Annotated in this window: 21 protein-coding genes; 3 read left to right on the top strand and 18 right to left on the bottom strand. The window is 35.4% G+C overall.

Annotated features, from left to right (window positions below; translation table 11 throughout):
- Positions 1 to 44: 44 nt before the first annotated feature.
- From TTHT_RS04585 to TTHT_RS04650, 14 genes are all read right to left on the bottom strand, one after another.
- A complete protein-coding gene (locus TTHT_RS04585) occupies positions 45 to 1,262 on the bottom strand; it encodes an ABC transporter permease (protein ID WP_201328861.1) in 1,218 nt (405 codons plus the stop codon).
- On the bottom strand, positions 1,259 to 1,897 hold the full coding sequence (locus tag TTHT_RS04590; RefSeq protein WP_236578199.1) for an ABC transporter ATP-binding protein: 639 nt from the start codon (positions 1,895 to 1,897) through the stop codon (positions 1,259 to 1,261). Before TTHT_RS04590 ends, TTHT_RS04585 begins: the two co-directional genes overlap by 4 nt.
- Before the next feature lie 43 nt (positions 1,898 to 1,940).
- Positions 1,941 to 3,080 (bottom strand): efflux RND transporter periplasmic adaptor subunit, encoded by a 1,140-nt coding sequence (locus TTHT_RS04595; RefSeq protein WP_201328862.1) that lies wholly within the window; start codon positions 3,078 to 3,080, stop codon positions 1,941 to 1,943.
- A 14-nt stretch (positions 3,081 to 3,094) separates the two neighbouring features.
- Positions 3,095 to 3,781, bottom strand: coding sequence for a YIP1 family protein (locus TTHT_RS04600; protein ID WP_201328863.1), 687 nt, complete (start codon positions 3,779 to 3,781; stop codon positions 3,095 to 3,097).
- A gap of 61 nt (positions 3,782 to 3,842) precedes the next feature.
- On the bottom strand, positions 3,843 to 4,169 hold the full coding sequence (locus tag TTHT_RS04605) for a hypothetical protein (RefSeq protein WP_201328864.1): 327 nt from the start codon (positions 4,167 to 4,169) through the stop codon (positions 3,843 to 3,845).
- Entirely contained in the window at positions 4,153 to 4,371 is a 219-nt protein-coding gene (locus tag TTHT_RS04610) for a helix-turn-helix transcriptional regulator (protein ID WP_201328865.1), read from the bottom strand. The genes TTHT_RS04605 and TTHT_RS04610 overlap by 17 nt, the downstream gene beginning before the upstream one ends.
- 232 nt (positions 4,372 to 4,603) lie before the next feature.
- A complete protein-coding gene (locus tag TTHT_RS04615; protein WP_201328866.1) occupies positions 4,604 to 5,017 on the bottom strand; it encodes a F0F1 ATP synthase subunit epsilon in 414 nt (137 codons plus the stop codon).
- A 4-nt stretch (positions 5,018 to 5,021) separates the two neighbouring features.
- Positions 5,022 to 6,434, bottom strand: a complete 1,413-nt coding sequence (gene atpD, locus TTHT_RS04620; RefSeq protein WP_201328867.1) for a F0F1 ATP synthase subunit beta — start codon at positions 6,432 to 6,434, stop codon at positions 5,022 to 5,024.
- Between the two features lie 17 nt (positions 6,435 to 6,451).
- Complete coding sequence (atpG, locus tag TTHT_RS04625) at positions 6,452 to 7,321, bottom strand: ATP synthase F1 subunit gamma (RefSeq protein WP_201328868.1); 870 nt, start codon at positions 7,319 to 7,321, stop codon at positions 6,452 to 6,454.
- Between the two features lie 2 nt (positions 7,322 to 7,323).
- Positions 7,324 to 8,841, bottom strand: a complete 1,518-nt coding sequence (atpA, locus tag TTHT_RS04630) for a F0F1 ATP synthase subunit alpha (protein ID WP_201328869.1) — start codon at positions 8,839 to 8,841, stop codon at positions 7,324 to 7,326.
- Positions 8,842 to 9,387 carry an ATP synthase F1 subunit delta gene (atpH, locus tag TTHT_RS04635; RefSeq protein ID WP_201328870.1) on the bottom strand — a complete coding sequence of 182 codons (546 nt, stop codon included), beginning with the start codon at positions 9,385 to 9,387 and terminating at the stop codon, positions 8,842 to 8,844.
- Positions 9,388 to 9,930, bottom strand: a complete 543-nt coding sequence (locus tag TTHT_RS04640) for a F0F1 ATP synthase subunit B family protein (protein WP_201328871.1) — start codon at positions 9,928 to 9,930, stop codon at positions 9,388 to 9,390.
- The gene (locus TTHT_RS04645; protein ID WP_201328872.1) at positions 9,927 to 10,385 is read right to left on the bottom strand and encodes an ATP synthase F0 subunit B; all 459 of its coding nucleotides are present in this window, start codon (positions 10,383 to 10,385) and stop codon (positions 9,927 to 9,929) included. The genes TTHT_RS04640 and TTHT_RS04645 overlap by 4 nt, the downstream gene beginning before the upstream one ends.
- A 77-nt stretch (positions 10,386 to 10,462) precedes the next feature.
- The gene (locus TTHT_RS04650; protein WP_201328873.1) at positions 10,463 to 12,274 is read right to left on the bottom strand and encodes a protein kinase domain-containing protein; all 1,812 of its coding nucleotides are present in this window, start codon (positions 12,272 to 12,274) and stop codon (positions 10,463 to 10,465) included.
- Between the two features lie 159 nt (positions 12,275 to 12,433).
- Here TTHT_RS04650 and TTHT_RS04655 point away from each other — a divergent pair, with 159 nt between their 5' ends.
- The 3 genes from TTHT_RS04655 to TTHT_RS04665 are packed head-to-tail and all read left to right on the top strand — an operon-like array spanning position 12,434 to position 14,985.
- A complete protein-coding gene (locus TTHT_RS04655) occupies positions 12,434 to 12,964 on the top strand; it encodes a Spy/CpxP family protein refolding chaperone (RefSeq protein WP_201328874.1) in 531 nt (176 codons plus the stop codon).
- The gene (locus TTHT_RS04660) at positions 12,913 to 13,629 is read left to right on the top strand and encodes a response regulator transcription factor (protein ID WP_201328875.1); all 717 of its coding nucleotides are present in this window, start codon (positions 12,913 to 12,915) and stop codon (positions 13,627 to 13,629) included. Before TTHT_RS04655 ends, TTHT_RS04660 begins: the two co-directional genes overlap by 52 nt.
- A 3-nt stretch (positions 13,630 to 13,632) precedes the next feature.
- Entirely contained in the window at positions 13,633 to 14,985 is a 1,353-nt protein-coding gene (locus tag TTHT_RS04665) for a sensor histidine kinase (protein WP_201328876.1), read from the top strand.
- Here TTHT_RS04665 and TTHT_RS04670 read toward each other — a convergent pair.
- Genes TTHT_RS04670 through uvrA form a run of 4 tightly spaced genes read right to left on the bottom strand, consistent with a single transcriptional unit; the run spans position 14,982 to position 21,551 of the window.
- Positions 14,982 to 15,935 (bottom strand): NAD(P)H-dependent flavin oxidoreductase, encoded by a 954-nt coding sequence (locus TTHT_RS04670; RefSeq protein ID WP_201328877.1) that lies wholly within the window; start codon positions 15,933 to 15,935, stop codon positions 14,982 to 14,984. The genes TTHT_RS04665 and TTHT_RS04670 overlap by 4 nt on opposite strands.
- Positions 15,936 to 15,946: 11 nt before the next feature.
- Positions 15,947 to 17,710 (bottom strand): chloride channel protein, encoded by a 1,764-nt coding sequence (locus TTHT_RS04675; RefSeq protein ID WP_201328878.1) that lies wholly within the window; start codon positions 17,708 to 17,710, stop codon positions 15,947 to 15,949.
- Positions 17,711 to 17,766: 56 nt separating this feature from the next.
- Positions 17,767 to 18,753 (bottom strand): chorismate synthase, encoded by a 987-nt coding sequence (locus tag TTHT_RS04680; RefSeq protein WP_201328879.1) that lies wholly within the window; start codon positions 18,751 to 18,753, stop codon positions 17,767 to 17,769.
- Positions 18,753 to 21,551 (bottom strand): excinuclease ABC subunit UvrA, encoded by a 2,799-nt coding sequence (gene uvrA / locus TTHT_RS04685; RefSeq protein ID WP_236578200.1) that lies wholly within the window; start codon positions 21,549 to 21,551, stop codon positions 18,753 to 18,755. The genes TTHT_RS04680 and uvrA overlap by 1 nt, the downstream gene beginning before the upstream one ends.
- Between the last annotated feature and the right edge of the window lies 1 nt (position 21,552).

Consider the following 21,552-nt stretch of genomic DNA (forward strand, 5'->3'; position numbering starts at 1 on the left):
TCCGTTTTTTTAAAGCAGTTTTATTTAAGGGTTATCTCACTTTCCTATTCATACCTTAATGCGTCGATTGGGTTGAGTTTTGCGGCTTTGTATGCAGGGAAAACCCCGAATATTACCCCAACAAGTGAGGAAAAGATAAATGCAAGTAGTATCCCCCAGAATGGCACATACATTCCTGGGAAGTTGGGAATCATTTTTGATATTAGAAAGCCGAGGCCTAACCCTATTAGAATGCCTATTATTCCACCGACAAGGCTTAAAATTACAGATTCAACAAGAAATTGGTAAAGGATATGCTTCTTTGTTGCCCCCACAGCCTTCCTTACCCCTATCTCTTTTGTTCTTTCGGTTACAGAGACAAGCATAATGTTCATAATGCCTATTCCACCAACAATAAGGGATATTCCAACAATCCCTGCAACAATTAAGGTTATTATTGAGGTTGTCTTTTTGAAGCTTTCAAGTATGTCCTGCTGTGTTTGAACCTTAAAATCGTCTGCCTTGCCCTCTTTGATTTTGTGCCTTTTCCTTAAAATCTTTTCAATTACCTCTTTTACCTGATTTATTTTTTCAAGGTTTTTAATTGTTAATTGAATGTATATGTGGTCTTTTAAGTTTTTGCCTTTTATGTCAATTACTGTGCTAAACGGCATAAATACATAATCGTCCATGCTTCTGCCGAAAAATGAGCCTTTCTTTTCCATTACTCCAATTATTTTTACAGGAACATTGTCTATTAAGATAAACTTGCCAATAGGGTTTTCCCCTAATTTCAGGCTGTCAACAACCTCTTTCCCAAGCACGCAAACCTTTCTTCTATGCTTTAAGTCAAGGTAATTTATAAACCTTCCTGTTTCAACATACTGGCCGTTAATGTCCTGATATAGGGGATAAACGCCGTAGAGGCTTGATGAATGGCTTAATTTTTTGGAACTTGCATTGCAGGAAGCAAACACTATGGGGGCAAGGTTTTCAATATCATCAATTTGCTTTTTTAAAACAAGTGCATCTTCCATTGTAAGTTTCGGGGGTTCTTTTAACAGCTCAATAAAGTTTGTTGTGGCGCGGTAAGGCTGAATTGTAATAATGTTTGTTCCCATCTGCTCCTGCTGAACCTGAATTGTGTTAAATATGCCCTGCACAAGGGAAATAATTGTTATGACAGAAGCAACTCCTATTATTATCCCCAAAGTTGTTAGAAAACTTCTTAATTTATTGGCTTTAATTGAGCGAAGGGCAAGCTTTATGTTTTCTATAATCAATTTTTATACTCCTTAATTATCTTTCCGTCTTTAAGTACTATTGTCCTTTCAGTTTCTTTCCCTATTTCAGTTTCGTGGGTAACTAAAACAATTGTTTTCCCCTCTTCGTGAATCTTATGAAATAAATTGAGAATTTCTTCCGTGGTTTTTGAATCAAGGTTTCCTGTCGGCTCGTCAGCAAGGATAATTGAGGGCTCGTTAACAAGTGCCCTTGCAATTGCAACCCTTTGCCTCTGCCCACCAGACAATTGATTTGGTTTATGCTTCATTCTGTCTGCAATACCCATTTTATCAAGGTAGTATTCAACTATTTCTTTTCTCCTTTTTTTAGGGATTCCAGCATAGATTAAAGGGGTTTCAACATTTTCAAATGCAGTCAGGCCTTTTATAAGGTTGAATGTCTGAAAAACAAAGCCTATCTCTTTGTTTCTTATTTTAGATGCCTGAATATCATCTAAAAAAGAGACATCTTTCCCCTTTAAAAAGTATTTTCCTTCAGTTGGAGAATCAAGGATACCGATTATATTCATTAAGGTTGACTTTCCTGAACCGCTTGCCCCCATTATTCCTAAAAATTCCCCCTCTTTAATATTGAGGCTTATTCCGTCAACAGCCCTTAATTCCGTTTCACCCATTTTATAAAGCTTCTTAATTTTCTCTAATTTTATCAGTATGTTATCACTCATTTTTAAAGTTAATCTTATCTCCGTTTTTAAGGGTTTTCAAGACTCTATAAGGGCCTGTAACAACTGTATCGTTTTCGCTTAATCCTTCCTTTACTTCAACATAAAAATCGTTTGATATGCCTGTTTTAATATATGTTTTTTTCGCTATTTTGTTTTTAACTTTAAAACAGTACTCTTTGCCGCTTTCCTCTTTTCTTACCGCCTCAATAGGTATAATTAATGCATTTTTGCTCTCTCTTACCTTAATCTCAGCCCTGCCGCTCATTCCTGGTTTTATTTTTGGATTTATCTCCTCAAAATCAATTTTAACCTTAAAAAGGGATACATCCCTGCCAGCAGGTTTTTCTGCTGATTCAGATATCTGCTTCACAATACCCTTGAAAACTTTGTTATCAAAAGCGTCAAGGTGGATATCCGCTTCCATCCCTTTTTTTAATAGGACAGAATCAACCTCGTTTACATCAACTTCAAGCTCAAGCTTATTCATATCGCTTAAAACCATAATTATTGAGCCCGGATTGTTTATTGTCCCCTGGATTACCTGCTCTCCAACCTCTTTTCTAAGGCTCGTTACCTTTCCGTCTATTGGCGCAACAATCTTTGTTTTTGAAAGGTTTTCTAAAGCCTTTGCAAGGTTTGCGTTTGCCTGCTTAATGTAAAATTCCTGCTGGGATACATTCAACTTCTTTGACTCAAATTGATTTTTTGCATTTTCAAATTCTTCTTTTGATAGTATCCCGGATTTAAAAAGCTTTAATTTTCTTTTAAAATCCTTTTCACTCTGTTTTAAATCTATCTTTAACTGCTCCAAAACAAGCTTCTGCTTTTTTAATTCTGCTTTAAGTCTTGAAACTTCGCTTTTATAGTTTTTGTCGTCTATTCTGCAGAGTAAATCTCCTTTTTTAACAAAATCCCCTTCCTTTACTGGAAGTTCAACAATTTTGCCCATTATTTCAGACATTACTGTAACTGTTTTGACAGGCTTAACAGTTCCTGTCCCTGAAATTGTTTCTGAAATATCCTTTTTCTCAACCTTTTTAACCTTAACAAATTTTCCGTTGTCTCTATTTTTTAGCACTCCTGCAATTACAAAAAGAATTATAACTCCAGCAATAATTAGATACTTTTTCATTTTTCTCCCTTAATTTAAACCAACAAAACAGAAATAACGATTAAAGCAATATACGGGATAAATACTGTTAAAAAAGACTTTGTTAAGCTCTCCTCTGTAAAAATATGAAAGCCTATTCCTAAAAGTGAAGCAAACCATATTCCAAAAATATCAATTTTTGTAAAAAGGGTATAAAGTTTCTTTCCTAACGCTTGAGATGAAAAGTAATATCCAAGGTTAGTTGGCATAAGGCTTTCCACAGGTGTTGTTTTAAAATCAGTAATAAGCAGAATGATAATAAAAATAATTGTTGACAAAAGGTAAACAAAAAATGCGTTTCCTGTTATAGCAAGTGCATCTTTAAAACTTAAATCAGAAGTGTAAACCTTGGCCATTGTGAAAAGGTAAAGCGCCACTATTAACAAAAAGAAAAATGAACCGACAAAAGCCCCTATTGGCATTGCATATTTTGCTACTTTTGACTGCATATTTATTATCTGGTCTGCCTGTTCTTTTGAGAATTGTTGCATTTTCTCTGATTTTTCAAGTTTTTGAGTGATTACATATTTCATATCAGCGTTAAAAGCGTAATAACCTGTGGCAGCAGTTGAAAGAATAACTGTTAACAAAAAAGGAAGCCAGAAAGTCTTTTTTTCCTTTAATTTTTCAAATCCCTTAAAGGGCGAGGTAATTACCTCAAAGGCAAGCTTCAAAGATTCCATTTAAACCTCCCGGTCTTAATTCATATTAATTATTACGATAAAAGGAAAATTTTGTTTTAAATTAACCTAAAGCAAAAATAATTGCCCCGACAAATCCCCTTAGAAAAATTGCTATACCTATAAGAAATAAGGGGTCAACCATCCCTTTACAACAAAAAGAAAGAACTGCCAATATTCCAATTAAACAATGAAAAGCGTACATATTGGCCTTTGCATAAAGCATTCTTTCCCTTTCATCCCCTGCCTTTTTCACAAAAACATGAAGTGCAATCAAAGAGAAAAAAGCAAATCCTGCAAGCCCAAATAAACTCATAAAAATTAACATTAAAGACCCCGCCACAATGTCAATGTAATTGTGAGCTTCAACCTGGTTAAATATTTTCTTCATTATTTTCCTCCTCAAGAGTAAAAATTTCTTCAACATTTACACCGAAAACCTTTGCCATTTTCAAGGCAATTACCACTGAAGGCACATACTTGCCTTTTTCAATTGAATTGATAGTCTGCCTTGAAACACCAACTTTTTTTGCTAAATCTTCCTGGGTTAAATCGTACATAGCACGAAAAACCTTGATTTTGTTTTTCAGCATAAGAGAACCCCTTTTCTGATTCCAATCTTTAAAGATTCTAATAATAAAATCATTAAAACCTCCAAAAAGTTAATAGTAACAATAATAATGTAAATAAAAGTTAACTTTTTGTCAAGTATTCTTTACATTTTTTCAAACAAATTTTACATTAATAAATAAAAGGGATTGATAATTAAAACAAAAAAAGGGGGATAATTCCCCCTTTTTGATTTATTACTTGTTTTTATTTTGCTTAACTTACTTCTTTACCTATGAGTTTGAGCCTTGCCATTGCCCTCATTAATGCAGCCCTTGCTCTTTCAATGTCGGTGTTTTCGTCAGGGTGCTCAAGCCTTTCTTTTGCTCTCTTTAATGCAGCCATAGCCCTTTCAGCATCAATTTCTTCTGGCAATTCAGCTGTCCTGCAAAGCATGGTAACCTTATCAGGTAAAACTTCCACAAAGCCGCCTGTTACGGCAAGTTTCTTATTATCCCCTGTAATGTCGGTAAAACTAAGTATTCCTATTCCCAATTTAGCAAAGTATGGGGTATGCATAGGCAAAGCCTGCATTTCACCTTCATATGCCGGAATTGTAACCTCTTTAACCTCTATCTCAAATACGCTTCTTTCAGGGGTAACGAGACTGAAATGCATTGTTTCAGCCATAGTATTATCCTTCTCTCCTCAATCTTTCAGCCTTTTCAATAGCCTCTTCAATTGTTCCAACCATATAAAATGCCTGCTCTGGTAAATCATCGTGCTTTCCTTCAACAATCTCTCTAAATCCCTTAATTGTATCTTCAAGTTTTACATATTTACCTGGAATCCCTGTAAACTGCTCAGCAACATGGAATGGCTGAGAGAGGAATCTCTGAATCTTTCTTGCCCTTGAAACTGTAAGTTTATCCTCTTCAGATAATTCGTCAATACCAAGAATTGCAATAATATCCTGCAAGTCTTTATACCTCTGTAATATCTGCTGAACCTGTCTTGCAACCCTGTAATGCTCTTCTCCGATTATTCTCGGATCAAGAATCCTTGATGTTGATTCAAGCGGGTCAACCGCAGGGTAAATACCAAGCTCAGCAATAGGTCTTGAAAGGTTTGTTGTAGCGTCAAGGTGGGCAAATGTTGTTGCAGGCGCAGGGTCTGTATAGTCGTCTGCAGGAACATAAATAGCCTGAACTGAGGTAATTGAACCGTTTTTGGTTGAGGTGATTCTCTCCTGCAATTCACCCATCTCTGTTGCAAGTGTTGGCTGGTAACCAACCGCAGAAGGCATTCTTCCAAGCAATGCTGAAACCTCTGAACCAGCCTGAGTAAAACGGAATATGTTGTCAATAAAGAGAAGAACGTCCTGATTCTGAACATCTCTGAAGTATTCTGCAACAGTAAGAGCAGTAAGCCCTACCCTTAACCTTGCGCCAGGAGGCTCTGTCATCTGTCCGTAAACAAGAGCAGTTTTTGATAAAACCCCTGACTCTTTCATTTCAAAGTAAAGGTCGTTTCCTTCCCTTGTTCTTTCACCAACTCCGCCGAATACAGAGTATCCGCCATGCTCCATAGCAATGTTGTGGATAAGCTCCATAATCAAAACGGTTTTTCCAACTCCTGCACCACCGAAAAGCCCTGTTTTACCACCCTTAACATAAGGTTCAAGTAAATCAATAACCTTAATTCCAGTTTCAAGCATAACAGTTTCTGTGCTCTGGTCTTCGTATGAAGGAGCAGGTCTGTGGATTGGCCATCTCTCTTTTGCATTAACAGGGCCTTCTTCGTCAACAGGCTCTCCAATAACATTTAAAATTCTTCCTAATACCTCTTCTCCAACAGGCACAGAGATTGGATTTCCAGTATCCTCTGCTTCAGCACCTCTAATTAAACCATCAGTAGGCTGCATAGAGACGCATCTTACTCTATTTTCACCTAAATGCTGCTGAACTTCGGCAATAATATCAAGGTCAACATTTGTTTCTTTGTCACTGTGTTTAATTCTAAGTGCATTGTAAATATCAGGCAAATGTCCATCAAATTCAACGTCAATTACAGGCCCGATTACCTGAATTACCCTACCTTTATTCATGAAAATTCCTCCAAAAATTAATTTTTCACTTCTGCGCCGCTTACAACCTCAATAATTTCTTTGGTGATAGCGGCCTGTCTTATCTTATTCATAGTAAGTGTAAGTTTATCAATCATTTCTGTTGCATTGTTTGTTGCAGCATCCATTGCAGTCATCCTTGCAGCAAACTCTGCAGCATTAGATTCAATTAACACTCTATAAACCTGGGTTTTTATGTGTAAAGGCAACAACTCATTTAAAACTTCTTCAATTGAAGGCTCAAATATGTGCTCAACAAGAGGTTCTTCCTTTTCTTCACCTGAAAAATCACCGTGCTCAATAGGAAGAAGTTTCTCAACCACAAGGTTTTGCTGTAAAACAGATTTAAACTCATTGTAAACAAAGTATATTGCGTCGTATCTTTTTTCAATAAAATCTTCAAGCAAATCTTCTGCAATCTTTTCAGCAACTGTTGAATCAAACTTATTGAAAAGCCCCAACACTTCCCTGTCTTTTTTGTCCCATTTTTTCTTGAAAAATTCAAATCCCTTTCTTCCAACAAATTCAAGGTAAACCTCTTTAGAGTCTTTGTTTTCATCAAGGAATTGCATTGCCCTCTTAATAACATTTGCATTGAAGGCTCCGCAAAGGCCTCTGTCAGCGGTAACAACAACAAGTTTAATCTTTTTTTCTTCCCTAACTTCAAGAAGCGGATGTGTTTTAATGTCAATCCTTGATGCAATATGCTGAATCATTTCCTGCAATTTTCTTGCATAAGGCCTAGCGTTGTAAACCCTTTCCTGAGCCTTTTTCATTTTTGCAGCAGCAACCAGTTTCATAGCTCTGGTTATCTGCCTTGTGTTTTTTACACTTTTAATTCTTCTTCTGAGAATGTGTATGGCTGCCATAATTAATTCCCGCTAACAAATTCTTTTTTAAATTCCTCTATTGCTTTATCCATTTTTTCTTTTAATTCATCACTTAAATCTTTCTTTTCAACAATTTCAGTAAAAATCTCTGGATAATTGTTTTCTATAAACCTGTAAAGGCCTTCCTCAAAATCCTTAACTTTTTCAAGTGGCAAATCGTCAAGGTAGCCATTTGTACCTGCATAGATTATTACAATCTGTTTCTCAACAGGCAGAGGTGAATACTGAGGCTGTTTAAGAATTTCAACAAGCCTTGCACCTCTTGTCAACTGCTTTTGTGTTGCAGCATCAAGGTCAGAGCCAAACTGGGCAAAAGCAGCAAGCTCTCTATACTGAGCAAGGTCAAGCCTCAATGTACCGGCAACCTTTTTCATTGCTTTAATCTGAGCTGAGCCACCAACCCTTGATACAGACAAACCAACATTTACAGCAGGTCTAACACCTGAATGGAAAAGGTCTGTTTCAAGGTATATCTGGCCGTCTGTAATTGAAATAACATTTGTAGGAATATATGCTGAAACATCACCAGCCTGAGTTTCAATTATAGGGAGAGCAGTTAAAGAACCTGCCCCTTTTGCATCAGATAGTTTAGCAGCCCTCTCAAGCAATCTTGAATGGAGATAGAAGACATCTCCTGGGTATGCTTCTCTTCCCGGGGGTCTCCTTAAAAGCAGTGAAATTTCTCTGTATGCCGCAGCATGTTTTGACAAATCATCGTAAACTATAAGTACATGCTGCCCTTTATGCATAAAGTATTCACCCATTGCACAACCAGCATAAGGCGCAAGGTAAAGCAAAGGAGCTGGTTCTGACGCTGATGCTGATACAATAATTGTGTAATCCATTGCCCCTTCTTCTTCTAATTTTTTAACAACCTGAGCAACAGTTGACTGCTTCTGTCCTATTGCAACATAGATACAGATAACATCCTGTCCCCTCTGGTTGATAATTGTATCTATTGCAACTGCTGTTTTACCAGTCTTTCTATCACCAATAATAAGCTCTCTCTGTCCTCTTCCAATAGGAATCATTGAGTCAATTGCTTTTAAACCAGTCTGTAATGGTTCATGAACTGATTTTCTTTCAATAATGCCTGGAGCAATTCTCTCAACTGGATAGTATCCATCATTTTCAATTGGGCCTTTATCATCAAGAGGTTCACCAAGAGGATTAACTACCCTGCCTATTAAAGCCTCTCCAACAGGAACAGACAAAATCCTCTTAGTCCTGTTTACCTCGTCCCCTTCCTTAACCAGGGAAGATTCTCCAAACAAAACGACACCTACACTATCCTCTTCAAGGTTAAATACCATGCCGTAGAGTTTGTTTCTTGGGAAGAAAACAAGCTCTCCGGCCATTGCTTTCTCAAGTCCGTAGATCTTTGCAATACCGTCACCGACGGATATTACAGACCCAACTTCTGCAAGATTTAACTCGGCTTCAACGCCTTCCAATTGTTTAATAAGAATCTTACTGATTTCTTCTGCTTTAAGCGTCATTTACAACTCCCCTGTAAGTTTTTCTTTTATTTTAAAAATTTTTGTCTTCACACTTCCGTCAATTAATAAGCTTCCAATTCTTGCAACAACTCCACCTATGATTGATTTATCAACCTTTATATTTAGCTTAACTTTTTTACCACTTTTCTTTTCAAAAAGCTCAATAAATTTCTTTTCAGTGGTTTTTGAAATAGGCTTTGGCACTATTAAGTTAACTTCAACAATACCTAATTCTTCGTATAGATACTTCTTTGTGGCATCTTTAAGATAAAAAAGAATTTTAAACCTGTTGTTTTTTATAACCTTTAATAGAAAGTTTTTGTATTTACCTTTAAATTTTAATTCATCCAAAATCAATGAAAGTTTCTCAATCTTTATATTGGTTGAGATAGAAGGATTTTGAAAAAATTTTACAGAAGCCTCTTCCTTGCATATAGCGTCAACAACATTGAAAAAGTTAGTAAATACCTCTTCAGGTTTTTTTTCCTCAGCAATTATAACAGATAAGGTTTTAGCATACTTATTTACTATAGATTTTTCAATCAATTAACCCTCCAATTCTTTAAAATAATTTTCAATAGTAGCATCAATATCTTTTTCAGTTATAGAGGTTTTAATTATTTCTTCTGCATTTTTTGAAGCCAATTCAAGCATGTATTTTTTTAATTCGCTTTTTGCAGAATTAATTTTGTTTTGAATTTCTATCTCAGCAAGCTTTTTAATTTTTTCTGCCTCTTCCTTTGCCTTGGCAAGTATTTTTTCCTTCTCTTTGTTTGCTATTTCATCAGTTTTCTTTAAAATAGCCTCCACTTCGTTTTTTAAATTTGCCATTCTTTCTTCAATCTCTTTTAGTTTTGCTTCTGATTCTTTTTCTTTAACTTCCGCTTCCTCAAGTTTTTTAATTAAAGCATTTCTCTGAGTTTTCATTGCTTCCACTATTGGTTTTTTTAATAAAACATAAAGAACATAAGCAAAAACAATAAAATCAAAAATATGGCCTATTAAGAGTATGGGAGAATGTCCGCCTTCTGATGCAAAAATTAAAGTACTAAAAAAAAGAACAGGTAAAACTTTTAATCCTCTTTTCATGCCAGTTTCCTTCCAATAATTTTTTCTACAATCATTTTTGCTATAACTTCAACATAGTTCTCTGCCTCTTTAAGCTCTTTCTTTAAAGCAGAATCAAGTTCTCTGGCTGACTTCTCAATAACCTCATGAGCCTGCATTTTGGCTGTGTTAACAATTTTTTCCCTTTCTTTCTTTGCTTCATTAACAAGCTTCTCTCTTAATGCATTTGCATTAACTCTTGCCTTTTTAATTTCATCTTCGTATTGCTTTATCTTTTCTCTGTAATAATCTTCAACTTCTTTAAACCTGTTTTCCGCACCAACAATTCTGTTTTCCCTCTCTTCCAAAATAAAGAGGTAAGGTTTAATATAGAACTTTTTGAGAATTAAATAGAGGAGAATAAAAATAACAGCAATGACAATAATTGATTCATTAATCTGCATAGGTCCGGGTAATGTTTTCATAAAACTTTCCATAGCAACTCCACAAAAAAATTGTCAATTAAAATTAGCATATTACAGAGATTTTATCAAGTGTCAAAGTGACACAATTTTTATCTTACCGGTATGGTTATAGGTATCCAGGTTTTTACCGGAACACCTTCTTTCATTGGTGGCGTAAATTTCCATTTTTTAACTGCTGATACAATCCTTTTTTCTGCCAGCCTTGAATGAGGTGTGGCAGGTTTAATTTTTCTGATAAGCTTTACTTCGTCAACACTTCCATCTACACCAATTAGAACCATAACCAACACTTTTGCACCTCTTGGCAGTCTCCAGCTTGGGCTTAAAATTATTTTTTCTTTATATACCGGCCTTGGTGCGCTATCCAATTGTTCAACAGCAACAACAGTGCCGTATAGTTTTTTTCTCAATTCTTCTTTCTTTTTAGCTTCTTCTAATTTTTTTCTTCTTGCTTCTTCTTCTTTTTTCTTTTGTAACTCCAACAATTCTCTCATTTTAGCCTGTTGATCCTGCTGTTTTTTCTGCTCTGCAAGTTGCTTTTGTTTTAACAGCATTTCTTTTCTTCTCCTCTCTTCCTCAATCCTCTTCTTTTCCGCTTCAATTCTTTGAAGTTCCGCAAGCTGTTTCTGTTTTTCTTCTTCCATTTTTTTCTTTAAAAATTCTTTTGCTTTCTGGTCAGCCATTTTTTCCGCTTCTTTTAATGCTTCCTGCATTCTCAATTCCATCTGTTTTTTCAACTCTTCTATTTCTTTTTGTTTTTGCATTTCAAGCAATTTTTTCTTCTGGATTTCCTCTTCAATCCTCTTTCTTTCAGCCATTAACCTTTTCTCTTTTTCTTTACTCTGCCAGTAGTAATACCCTCCTACTGCACCTATGGCAATAATAATAAAAACAATCGCAGCGATAATTACCGGGGACATCTTTTTTTCAATAACCCTTGTTTCCCCAAAGTAACCTGCATAGTTAGCACTTCTCTCAAGTTCAAGAGTCTTCGCAAGTTCTTCACTTACATCTCTGTAGAGAGAATGCATAAAAAAGGCAAGGTTAAATGTAGTTGGGGAGTAATCTCCTGAAAAAATCAAGTTATCAAGCACTTCCCCTAATTCTTTAATTGAGGAATAGCCTCCTGTTAAACACTTGTATAAAACTTCTTTTATATCATCTGGAAGTGGGTCATCCCCAAAAGATGAAGAAGCCAAAGTTGCTTCATTGAGTTTTGTTTTTATATCAGGTAAAACGCCATCTTCTTCAATTAACGGTTTTCCTGTTAATAATTGATAAGTAATCGCTCCAACAGAAAAAATATCATATTGTTCATTTCCCTTCCCAGAATTAAAAACATCTGGATGTATATAGCTTATATAGTCTTTTTTAAAATCAGGATTTGCATTCAGGTACTCTACAATGTAAGGGCCAATGGCAAGGTCATAGAGTTTTACATCCCCTTCAAAAGAAATATTTATGGAATAAGGGGTAACAAAACCGTGCTTAAATCCTTTTGAATAAATAGAGGACAATGCTGCTGATAATTTACTTGCGATTAATAAAACATGGTCAATGGAAAAAGGAAACCCTTCCTCTCGACTTTTATTAATAATATTGTTTAAAAACTGTCCTTCTACAAATTCACAAACTATATAGCCGCCTTCATTTGTCTTTTTGGCGTCTAATGTTTTAGCTACGAGAGGGTCATTAAAGGTTTTTATAGTTTTTGAATAATTAACTACCTGAGATACAAACCTTGAAAAATTTTGAGGTTCTGGTTTAAATTTTTTAATAAATACAAACTCTTTAAACTGTCCCTCATCAGAGGTAGATATTCCTCTAAATACTTCGGAAAAACCATCTTCTTTTATTTTTTCCGAAACAATGTAATTATCCAAAACCTGTAATTCTGCCATAGCCCTCTCCCTTAAATTTATTTATAATTAAAATTACCTGAATTATCGATAAAAATCAAGAATAATATTGAAAATTGTTACAAATTGTTACATTTTTAGCACACAGTTGAAACATTAAAAAGTTAAATTTATACTGTAATTAAGTTTTGGGAGGTAATTATGATTAAAAAAATTTTGGTATTAACAGTTTTAGTGGTATTTTCAATAATTAGTTTTGCCCAAAGACCTATGGGACACCCAGGAAAAACGAATGCCCCTCACTTAAAAGGTGCGTTTAAGACATTCATGTTTTTTAAAGTGGTAAAAGACTCTCGAGAGCAGTTAAACTTAAATGAAAAGCAAAATGTGGAACTTGACAAAATTTTAAGAGATGTAGAAAACTTTACAAAACAGCTTAGAGAAGAGAGAAGCAAGGACAATTTTGGTAACAGGTTTGTAAGCAATTCTTTTGATCCATTCAAATTTGAGCAGGAAAGACAAAAAAGGCAGGAAGAGGTAAAAAACTTCTATTTATCAAAGATTAAAGCAGTTCACGACCTTTTAACAAAAGAACAAAGACAAAAACTTGTGGACATTATGAGAGAAAAAGCTAAGAATATAAGGAGCAAAGCTAAAAAAAGAATGAGGGATATGAGGAAATGGAGAAAAGACAGAATAGGAATGCAGAGAAACACTCCAAAAAATTACTAATTATCGATGACGACATTAAATCAAACGAGTTGCTAAGTTCTTTATTGAAAAATTATGGGTTTGAGGTTTTTACAGCCTCAGACCCTTTTTTTGGCCTTGATTTAATAAAAAGAGAAAGCTTTGACATTGTACTTCTTGATGTTATGATGCCTAAAATAGACGGATTTGAACTTTTAAAAAAAATAAGAGAGTTCTCAGATATTCCAGTAATTATGTTAACTGCAAGGGGAGAAGTTTCAAGCCGAATTGTTGGATTGGAGTTAGGGGCAGATGACTATGTACCAAAGCCTTTTGACATAGGAGAGTTAGTAGCAAGGATTAAAGCAGTATTAAAGAGAACTAAATCTAACAATAATTTTAAAAAAATAATTGAAACAGAAAGCGGGCTTAAAATTGACACATCTAAAAGAGAGGTTTTTTTGAACAATGAAAATTTGAACCTTTCTACAATGGAATATGACCTGTTAATTCTTTTTGTAAAAAATAGAGAACGAGTTTTAACAAGGGATAATATTATGGAAAATCTAAAAGGTTACGAGTGGAATGTTTTTGATAGGTCTGTTGATATCCTGGTTAGCAGATTGAGAAACAAGTTGAAAGATAACCCTCAATATCCCAAATTTATAAAAACTGTGAGAGGCATCGGCTATATTTTTATTGGATAGGTTATGAAAAAGATTTATTTTAAATTTTTGCTAATTGCTTTTTCAGTTATCTTTTTAACAATTGTTTTTGTTTTTTATCTGGGATATCTAAAAAGGGAACAATTAAGAAAAGAAAGATTGAGATTTATTGAGATAAGAGAGATTTTTTCAATATTAAAAGAAAATTCTCCTCTCAACCAGAGCAAACTCCCCCTTTTAAAAGAAATTGAAAAATCTTATGGAGTAAATATTTTTGTTAAAACAAACAAAAAATTTCACTACATTTCTGACGAAAAAATGTTATCTCCGAAGGTAAGACACCGGCTATTGGAGATAAAGAGATTTCCTAAAAAAAGAAAAATGATCGCGGGGGGTGTTTTTAGAGACAAAAAGAGAATTCTTCCTGATTTTAATTTTAGAGACACTAAAATAACATATTTAATAGACAAAAGAACAAAAATCTTGAGAGGGGTGAAATTTGAAACTCCAGAATTACAAGTATTTCTCCTAAAAAAAACCAGCAATTCTCTTCTTGCTGCATTTTTTACTTTAATCACTATACTTTTTTTACTATCGGGGATTCTACTTTACCTTATTAGAAAATGGTATGTAACACCTTTAATTGAACTTGAAAACTCAATAAAATCAATTGAAAACAACCTGAATTCCCCCGAACTCTTTACCGACTCGTCTGGAACATTAACCCCTGTTTTCAATGCTTTAAACGATTTAAAGAGAAGGATAATCCACGAAATCAACTCAAAAGAAGATATGCTAAGAGATATTTCACACGATTTAAAAACTCCTTTAAGCCGAATAAAACTTGCAACAGAGTTTATTGAAAATGAAAAGATTAAAAAAGGAATAAAAGAAGATATAAGTGAGCTTGAAAATCTTATAAACCAGATTTTAGACATTTACACTGTGAAAAAAGAAAATTGTAAAACCGATTTAAACAATTTTCTTGAGAAAATACCAGAAAAGTACAAAGAAATAAAATTCAGTATAAAATGCAATGAAAAGATTATTATCCCTGTTTGCGAAGAGGATTTGAAAAGGATTTTTTACAACCTTGTGGATAATTCAATTAAGTTTGCAACAACTTCAGAGGGTGTGTTTATAGAAGCGTATAATGAAAACAATTCTGTTTTAATAAAATATACAGACTGTAAAACAAAGGGAGAAAAACCTGATTTAAACAGAATGTTTGATTATTTTTATAAAAGCGACAAAGCAAGGAATAAGAGCATAAACAGAGGCTTTGGTTTGGGGCTTTCTATAGTAAAAAAGATTACCGAACAGTACAGCGGCAGTATTTCAGTAAGTTATTCAAACTGCAATGGGCTTGAGTTTGTATTTAAATTTCCATTAAATTAACAGAAAAAATCTGTACTTTTAAATCTTTCAACAGTTTCGTTAAATTCTTTAATTAAATTATCAAAAACCTCTGAAACAGATGGAATATCATCAATTAACCCTGCAATCTGGCCTGCTTCTATCTCTCCATTATCAACATCTCCGTCGAAAATAGCCCTCTTTGCTGCATGTTCTCCTAAAATCTTTTTAAACTCTTCAACATCAGCGCATCTTTTTTCCAGTTCCTCAATCTTCACAGTTAAAGAATTTTTCACAAGCCTTACCGGGATAATTGACTTTAAATAAAGCATTGTGTCTGTATCTTTAGCGTTTACAATAGCTTTTTTGTAATTTTCATGGGCTGAAGATTCCTTTGTTGCCGCAAACCTTGTTCCTATCTGCACTCCCTCTGCTCCTAATGCAAAAGCTGCAACAATAGCGCTTCCAGTTGCTATACCTCCAGCAGCAATAAGAGGAATAGATACTATTTTTTTAGCCTGAGGAATTAAAACAAAGGTTGTTAATTCATCTCTACCATTGTGCCCCCCAGCTTCAAACCCCTCAACAACAACTGCGTCAACACCTGCGTCTTCACATTTTTTAGCAAGTGTGGGAGTTGATGCAACGTGTGCAACAATACACCCGTTTTCTTTTAAAACAGGAGTAAACTTTTTGGGAGAACCAGCAGACATAAAAAATATTTTTACCCCCTCTTCCAATGCAACCTTTACCTGGTCTTCAGAATACTTTGAAAAAATAGGAATATTAACTCCAAAAGGCTTATCAGTTAAATTTTTAGCCTTTTTTATATGCTCCCTCAACAAATCTGGCTTCATTGAACCTGCACCAATAAGCCCTAACCCGCCTGAATTTGAAACAGCAGCAGCAAGCTTTGCGCCTGAAACCCAGACCATCCCACCCTGAATAATCGGGTATTTAATACCAAAAAGTTCACAAACCCTGTTTCCCATAAAGTATCTCCTTATAATTCTGAAATTGTTGATTCATGAGACTGTTCAACAAGAAACCTCTTCCTTGTAAAGTTTACAAAGTCATGTCTTGTAATTATCCCTTGCATAATCATGTTTTCGTCAACCACAGGAAGCTCTTCAACATCATAGAAATCAAACAACTCCTGAGCTTTAGACAAATCATCGTTAAGTGTAAGGTAATAAAATTTTTCCTGCTTAATATCATCAACTATTACAAGTTTCCACAATTCGCTTTCAAACATAAATGATTTAATATCATTCAGAGTTATCATACCAATAACCTTGTTTGCTTCATCCACAACAGGAAAACTTAAAAAGGGAGACTCTTTTATTAACTCTATCAACTCTCCTAAAGTCATTGACCGCTTAACTGAAAAAAAATCCTTTCTTAAAATTTCTTTAACATTTACAGATTGCAAAAACATTAACTCTTTCGCATGCTCAAGTGGGATTTTATTCTTTTTAAAATATCTTGTATCAAGTGACTCCTGCTCAAAAGCCATGGAAACTATGGTTCCTATTATAGAAGCAAGCATAATAGGAAGAATAACCTGATAATTTGAAGTAAGTTCAAGTAATAAAAATATTGCGGTTAATGGCGCATGCGTGGAAGCTGCTAAAAATGCACCCATTGCAACAACAGCATATGCACCTGGCTCAATAATTAAATTTGGAAACAATTGATGGTAAATAGCTCCACATAGAGCCCCTAAAACAGCCCCTATAAAAAGAGATGGAGCAAATAATCCTCCACTTCCTCCTGAACCTAAGGTAATATCAGTTGCAAATATTTTTAAAACAAGGAGGAAAAACAAAAAGATAATTGTAAATTTTTCATTTGAAAAATAAATTAAATCGTGGATAACATCGTATCCGTCGCTTAAAATTTCAGGCATGAAAAATCCCATCAACCCGACAAGAAAAGCACCAATAACAAGTTTGAATTTCCAATCTATTTTCCCTGCATCAAAATAATCTTCAATTGAAAAAAAGCTTCTTTTGTAAAACGCTGCAAGCATTCCCACAAAAACCCCCAACAATCCATAAAGGGGTAGCTGGTAAACAGAGTCAAAGAGATATGCAGGTGGTTTAAATATTGATTCCTGCCCTAAAAATACCCTTGTAAAGGTTGTAGAAGCAACTGAAGATATAACAAAAAGGCTGAATGTGTTTAATTTCATTTCGCCCATAAAAACGATTTCTTCAGCAAACAGCACCCCTGTTATTGGTGCATTAAATGTTGCAGCAATTCCCCCTGCCACTCCGCATCCAACAAGAATTTGTCTTCTTCTTCCCTTTAAATTCAATACCTTTGAAAGTAATGAACCAATTGCACCGCCAATTACAGCAATCGGGCCTTCCCTTCCTGCTGAACCGCCTGAACCAATACAGAGGGAAGAAGCAAAAAGGGCAGCAAAAAGGCGTTTAATATTTACCTTCCCCATTTTCAAATGAACTTCTGCAATAAATTTAGGGAAGGAGTAACCTCTTCCTATTCCATCAAGTATGTTAAATACAGGAATTAATGTGAGAGAACCTAAAACTGGAATTAAAATAATAAAAAACCGGTTGGCACCACCCTGACTGATGTGAAATAACCCCTCTCCAATTATTGTAAAAAAGAGGTAATGAGCGCCTTTGGTGAAGGTTACAAGCAAGAAATTCCCTACTCCACTTAAAAAACCAACAACTGCGGCAATTAGAAGAAAATATGTTGTTGTGCTTGAGGTAAACCTTTTTAATAACCTTTTCATAATGCCCCACCTTCACAAAGTATGCCGTAAAAGATTATAACTCTTTTTTTGAAATATTAGAAAAGATTGTCTTTTAATGAGAGAAGTTTTAAATCTGCAAGGGCAATTGCAGTCATTGCCTCAACAATAACAGGCATTCTTAAAGCAATGCAGGAGTCGTGTCTCCCTTTAGGTAAAATTCTATCTTTCTCACCTGTTTTAAGGTTTATTGTCTCCTGCGGCTTAAAAATTGTTGCTGTTGGCCTTACTGCGACCCTGAAAACAATGTCATTGCCGTTTGTAATTCCGCCGTTTATCCCCCCTGAATTGTTTGTTTGCGTCTTTCCGCTTTTATCAACAATTATATCGTTAAACTCACTTCCTCTCATTTCCGTACACCTAAATCCAGCTCCAAATTCAATACCCTTAATTCCAGGAATTGAGAAAACAAGGTGGGATATTACACTTTCAACAGAGTCAAAGAAAGGCTCCCCTAACCCAACAGGAACATTTTTGCACACACACTCAATTATTCCGCCGATGGAATCCCCCTGTGCCGCAACTTCTTTTACCAAATCCTCATATTGCTTTTTTCCGCCAATTGAGTAAATATCTGCTTTTATTTCAATTGGGGAAACAATCTTTTTAGCAATAACCCCAGCAGCAACAATTCCAACAGTTATTCTTCCAGAAAAGTGGCCACCACCTCTGTAATCATTGAAACCTTTGTATTTTTTGTATGCCACAAAATCAGCGTGTGACGGCCTTGCTAAATCCTTTATGTCATCATAATGCTTTGGTCTTGTGTCCCTGTTTTCAATTCTGATAAGTATTGGAGAACCAGTTGTATATCCGTTAAAAACACCGCTTTCAATAAGTGGGAAATCATCTTCTATCCTCTTTGTTGTTCCTGCTTTACCCGGTTTTCTCCTTTTTAAATCGTTAAAAAAATCTTCAACCTTTAATGGAATTCCTGGGGGACAGCCATCAATTACAACTCCAATTGATTTACCGTGGGACTCTCCAGTGATTGTTACTCTAAAAATCTGGCCAAAACTATTCACTATTTTTTCTCCAGATGAGTTTTTAAGTATTTTCCAGTATAAGACCTTTTACATTTTACCAGTTCTTCAGGAGTTCCGCAAAAGACAACCTCTCCCCCCTTCTCTCCCCCCTCAGGGCCAAGGTCAATAACATAATCGGCACACATAATAACATCAAGGTTGTGTTCAATAACAACTATTGTGTTTCCCTGATTCCTCAATGCAAATAATACATTTAACAACTTTTTTACATCGTCAAAGTGAAGCCCTGTTGTCGGTTCGTCAAGTATGTAAAGTGTTTTCCCTGTGCTTCTTTTAGACAATTCCTTTGCTAATTTTATTCTCTGCGCCTCTCCCCCGCTTAAAGTGGTTGCAGGCTGGCCTAATTTAAGGTATGAAAGCCCAACTTCATTTAAAGTTTTAAGTTTATTCTTTATTGAAGGGATGTTTTCAAAAAATTCATAAGCCTCTTCAACAGTCATATCAAGAACATCGGCAATGTTTTTGCCTTTATAGGTAACTTCCAGAGTCTCTCTATTAAACCTTCTCCCCTTACAGGCCTCACAGGTTATGTAAACATCAGGGAGAAAGTGCATTTCAATCTTAATCAAACCGTCACCCTGGCATTTTTCACACCTTCCACCCTTTACATTGAAACTAAACCTTCCAGGCTTATAACCCCTCGCCCTTGCAAGCTCTGTTTTTGAAAACAATTCTCTAATAAAGGTAAATACCCCTGTGTATGTTGCAGGATTTGAGCGGGGAGTTCTCCCAATGGGAGATTGGTCAATAACAATCAATTTATCAATTTCCCGATAATTTTCAATACCCTTTAAGCCCAGTGATTTTATGCTTTTACCCTTTAAAAGCCTGTTTATTGCCTTTGCCATTACCTCGTGAACAAGGGTGCTTTTCCCGCTTCCAGAAACGCCACTTACAACTGTAAAAACACCTAAAGGGAATGAAACATTTATATTTTTCAGATTATGCTTATTTGCTTTTTTCACGGTAAAAAAACCGTAAGGCTTTTTTCTTTCAGGAATCTCAATCTTTAACTTTCCTGAAAGGTATTTTCCTGTCAAACTCTTTTTACTCTTTAATAAACCATTAACTTTACCAGCATACACAACATCTCCACCGTGCTCTCCCGCACCAGGCCCTAAATCAACAACATAATCAGCATTTAAGATTGTATCCTCATCGTGTTCAACAACGATTACCGTGTTGCCTAAATCCCTCATTTCCTTTAATGTTTTTATCAACTTATCGTTATCCCTTTGATGAAGCCCTATTGAAGGCTCGTCTAAAACATAGATTACCCCTGTAAGTTTAGAGCCAATCTGGGTTGCAAGCCTGATTCTCTGGCTTTCTCCCCCGCTTAAAGTGCCTGCTGTTCTATCCAAAGTTAAATAGCCAAGCCCAACATTGTTTAAAAAGGAAAGCCTGTCAATAATCTCTTTTAAAATCTTCTCTGCAATAATTCTCTGCTTTTCTGAAAGATTTAAATTAGAAAAAACATTCAACGCCTGCTCAACAGAGAGTTTTGTGTATTCAATAATGTTTTTCCCGTCAACAAATACAGACAAAAACTCTGGCTTTAACCTCATTCCCTTGCAGGACGGGCATTCTTTATCGGCAGTAAACCTGTTTAACTCCTCTTTAATATACATTGACTTTGTTTCTTCAAACCTCTGTTTCAGATAGGGGATTACCCCCTTATATTCAACAGAGTATGAATACCTGCCGTAATGCATTTTTATTGGCTTATTATATCCATAAAGTATAATCTTTTGTATATGTTGAGGCAAATTCTTAAACTTTTCGTTTAAGTCAAAGAGAAGTTCATAGGAGAGCGCCTTCAAAACTCCGCCTCTCATTCTCAAATCAGGGTTTCTGAAGGGGATAATAGCCCCTTCTTTAATTGATTTATCCTCATCAATTATTAAGTCTTCGTCAAACTCCTTCAACACCCCCAACCCGTGGCAAACAGGGCATGCACCGTGAGGGGAATTGAAGGAAAAACTCCTTGGCTGAATTTCAGGAATGCTTATTCCACAATCTGGACACGCAAAGTGTTCTGAAAATGTTTCACTTGTATTCTCATTATGGTTATAAACCTCAACCAATCCTTCTGATAATTTTAATGCAAGTTCAACACTGTCTGCAACCCTGCTTCTGTTTTCAGGGGAAACCTTTATCCTGTCTATTACAAGGCTTATAAAGTGCTTTTTGTTTTTATCAAGTTCTGGTGCTTCCTCAAGTGAGATTAACTCCCCGTCCACATAGGCTTTAGTAAAGCCTTTTTGAAGGTAAACCCTGAAAAGGTTTTTATACTCACCCTTTTTCCCCCTGACTAAAGGGGCGCAAATTGAAAGCCTTGTCCCTTCAGGCAAATTAATTAGCCTTTCTGCAATCTCAGATGCACTCTGCCTTTCAATCGGCTTTCCGCATTTGTAACAGTGTGGCTCCCCTGCCCTTGCAAACAAAATTCTTAAATAATCGTAAATTTCGGTAACTGTCGCAACAGTTGAGCGCGGATTTCTATGAGTGGTTTTCTGCTCAATGGATATTGCCGGCGAAAGCCCTTCAATCAAATCCACATCTGGCTTTTCCATTTGTTCCAAAAATTGCCTTGCATAAGCAGAGAGAGACTCAACATACCTTCTCTGCCCCTCTGCGTAAATTGTGTCAAATGCAAGGGATGATTTCCCTGAGCCTGATAGCCCTGTAATTACAACAAGTTTATTCTTTGGTATGGATAAATCAATTCCCTTTAAATTGTGGTTTCTTGCACCTTTTATTATGATTTTATCTATCATT

It is taken from the genome of Thermotomaculum hydrothermale, from assembly GCF_016592575.1.
In the GTDB taxonomy this organism is placed as follows: domain Bacteria; phylum Acidobacteriota; class Holophagae; order Thermotomaculales; family Thermotomaculaceae; genus Thermotomaculum; species Thermotomaculum hydrothermale.

Bases quoted from the DNA above. Each gene is read 5' to 3' on its own strand.
- TTHT_RS04590 (WP_236578199.1), bottom strand. From the start codon at position 1,897: ATGGGTGAAACGGAATTAAGGGCTGTTGACGGAATAAGCCTCAATATT.
- TTHT_RS04595 (WP_201328862.1), bottom strand. From the start codon at position 3,080: ATGAAAAAGTATCTAATTATTGCTGGAGTTATAATTCTTTTTGTAATT.
- TTHT_RS04600 (WP_201328863.1), bottom strand. From the start codon at position 3,781: ATGGAATCTTTGAAGCTTGCCTTTGAGGTAATTACCTCGCCCTTTAAG.
- TTHT_RS04605 (WP_201328864.1), bottom strand. From the start codon at position 4,169: ATGAAGAAAATATTTAACCAGGTTGAAGCTCACAATTACATTGACATT.
- TTHT_RS04610 (WP_201328865.1), bottom strand. From the start codon at position 4,371: ATGCTGAAAAACAAAATCAAGGTTTTTCGTGCTATGTACGATTTAACC.
- TTHT_RS04615 (WP_201328866.1), bottom strand. From the start codon at position 5,017: ATGGCTGAAACAATGCATTTCAGTCTCGTTACCCCTGAAAGAAGCGTA.
- atpD (WP_201328867.1), bottom strand. From the start codon at position 6,434: ATGAATAAAGGTAGGGTAATTCAGGTAATCGGGCCTGTAATTGACGTT.
- atpG (WP_201328868.1), bottom strand. From the start codon at position 7,321: ATGGCAGCCATACACATTCTCAGAAGAAGAATTAAAAGTGTAAAAAAC.
- atpA (WP_201328869.1), bottom strand. From the start codon at position 8,841: ATGACGCTTAAAGCAGAAGAAATCAGTAAGATTCTTATTAAACAATTG.
- TTHT_RS04640 (WP_201328871.1), bottom strand. From the start codon at position 9,930: ATGAAAAGAGGATTAAAAGTTTTACCTGTTCTTTTTTTTAGTACTTTA.
- TTHT_RS04645 (WP_201328872.1), bottom strand. From the start codon at position 10,385: ATGGAAAGTTTTATGAAAACATTACCCGGACCTATGCAGATTAATGAA.
- TTHT_RS04650 (WP_201328873.1), bottom strand. From the start codon at position 12,274: ATGGCAGAATTACAGGTTTTGGATAATTACATTGTTTCGGAAAAAATA.
- TTHT_RS04655 (WP_201328874.1), top strand. From the start codon at position 12,434: ATGATTAAAAAAATTTTGGTATTAACAGTTTTAGTGGTATTTTCAATA.
- TTHT_RS04660 (WP_201328875.1), top strand. From the start codon at position 12,913: ATGGAGAAAAGACAGAATAGGAATGCAGAGAAACACTCCAAAAAATTA.
- TTHT_RS04665 (WP_201328876.1), top strand. From the start codon at position 13,633: ATGAAAAAGATTTATTTTAAATTTTTGCTAATTGCTTTTTCAGTTATC.
- TTHT_RS04670 (WP_201328877.1), bottom strand. From the start codon at position 15,935: ATGGGAAACAGGGTTTGTGAACTTTTTGGTATTAAATACCCGATTATT.
- TTHT_RS04675 (WP_201328878.1), bottom strand. From the start codon at position 17,710: ATGAAAAGGTTATTAAAAAGGTTTACCTCAAGCACAACAACATATTTT.
- uvrA (WP_236578200.1), bottom strand. From the start codon at position 21,551: ATGATAGATAAAATCATAATAAAAGGTGCAAGAAACCACAATTTAAAG.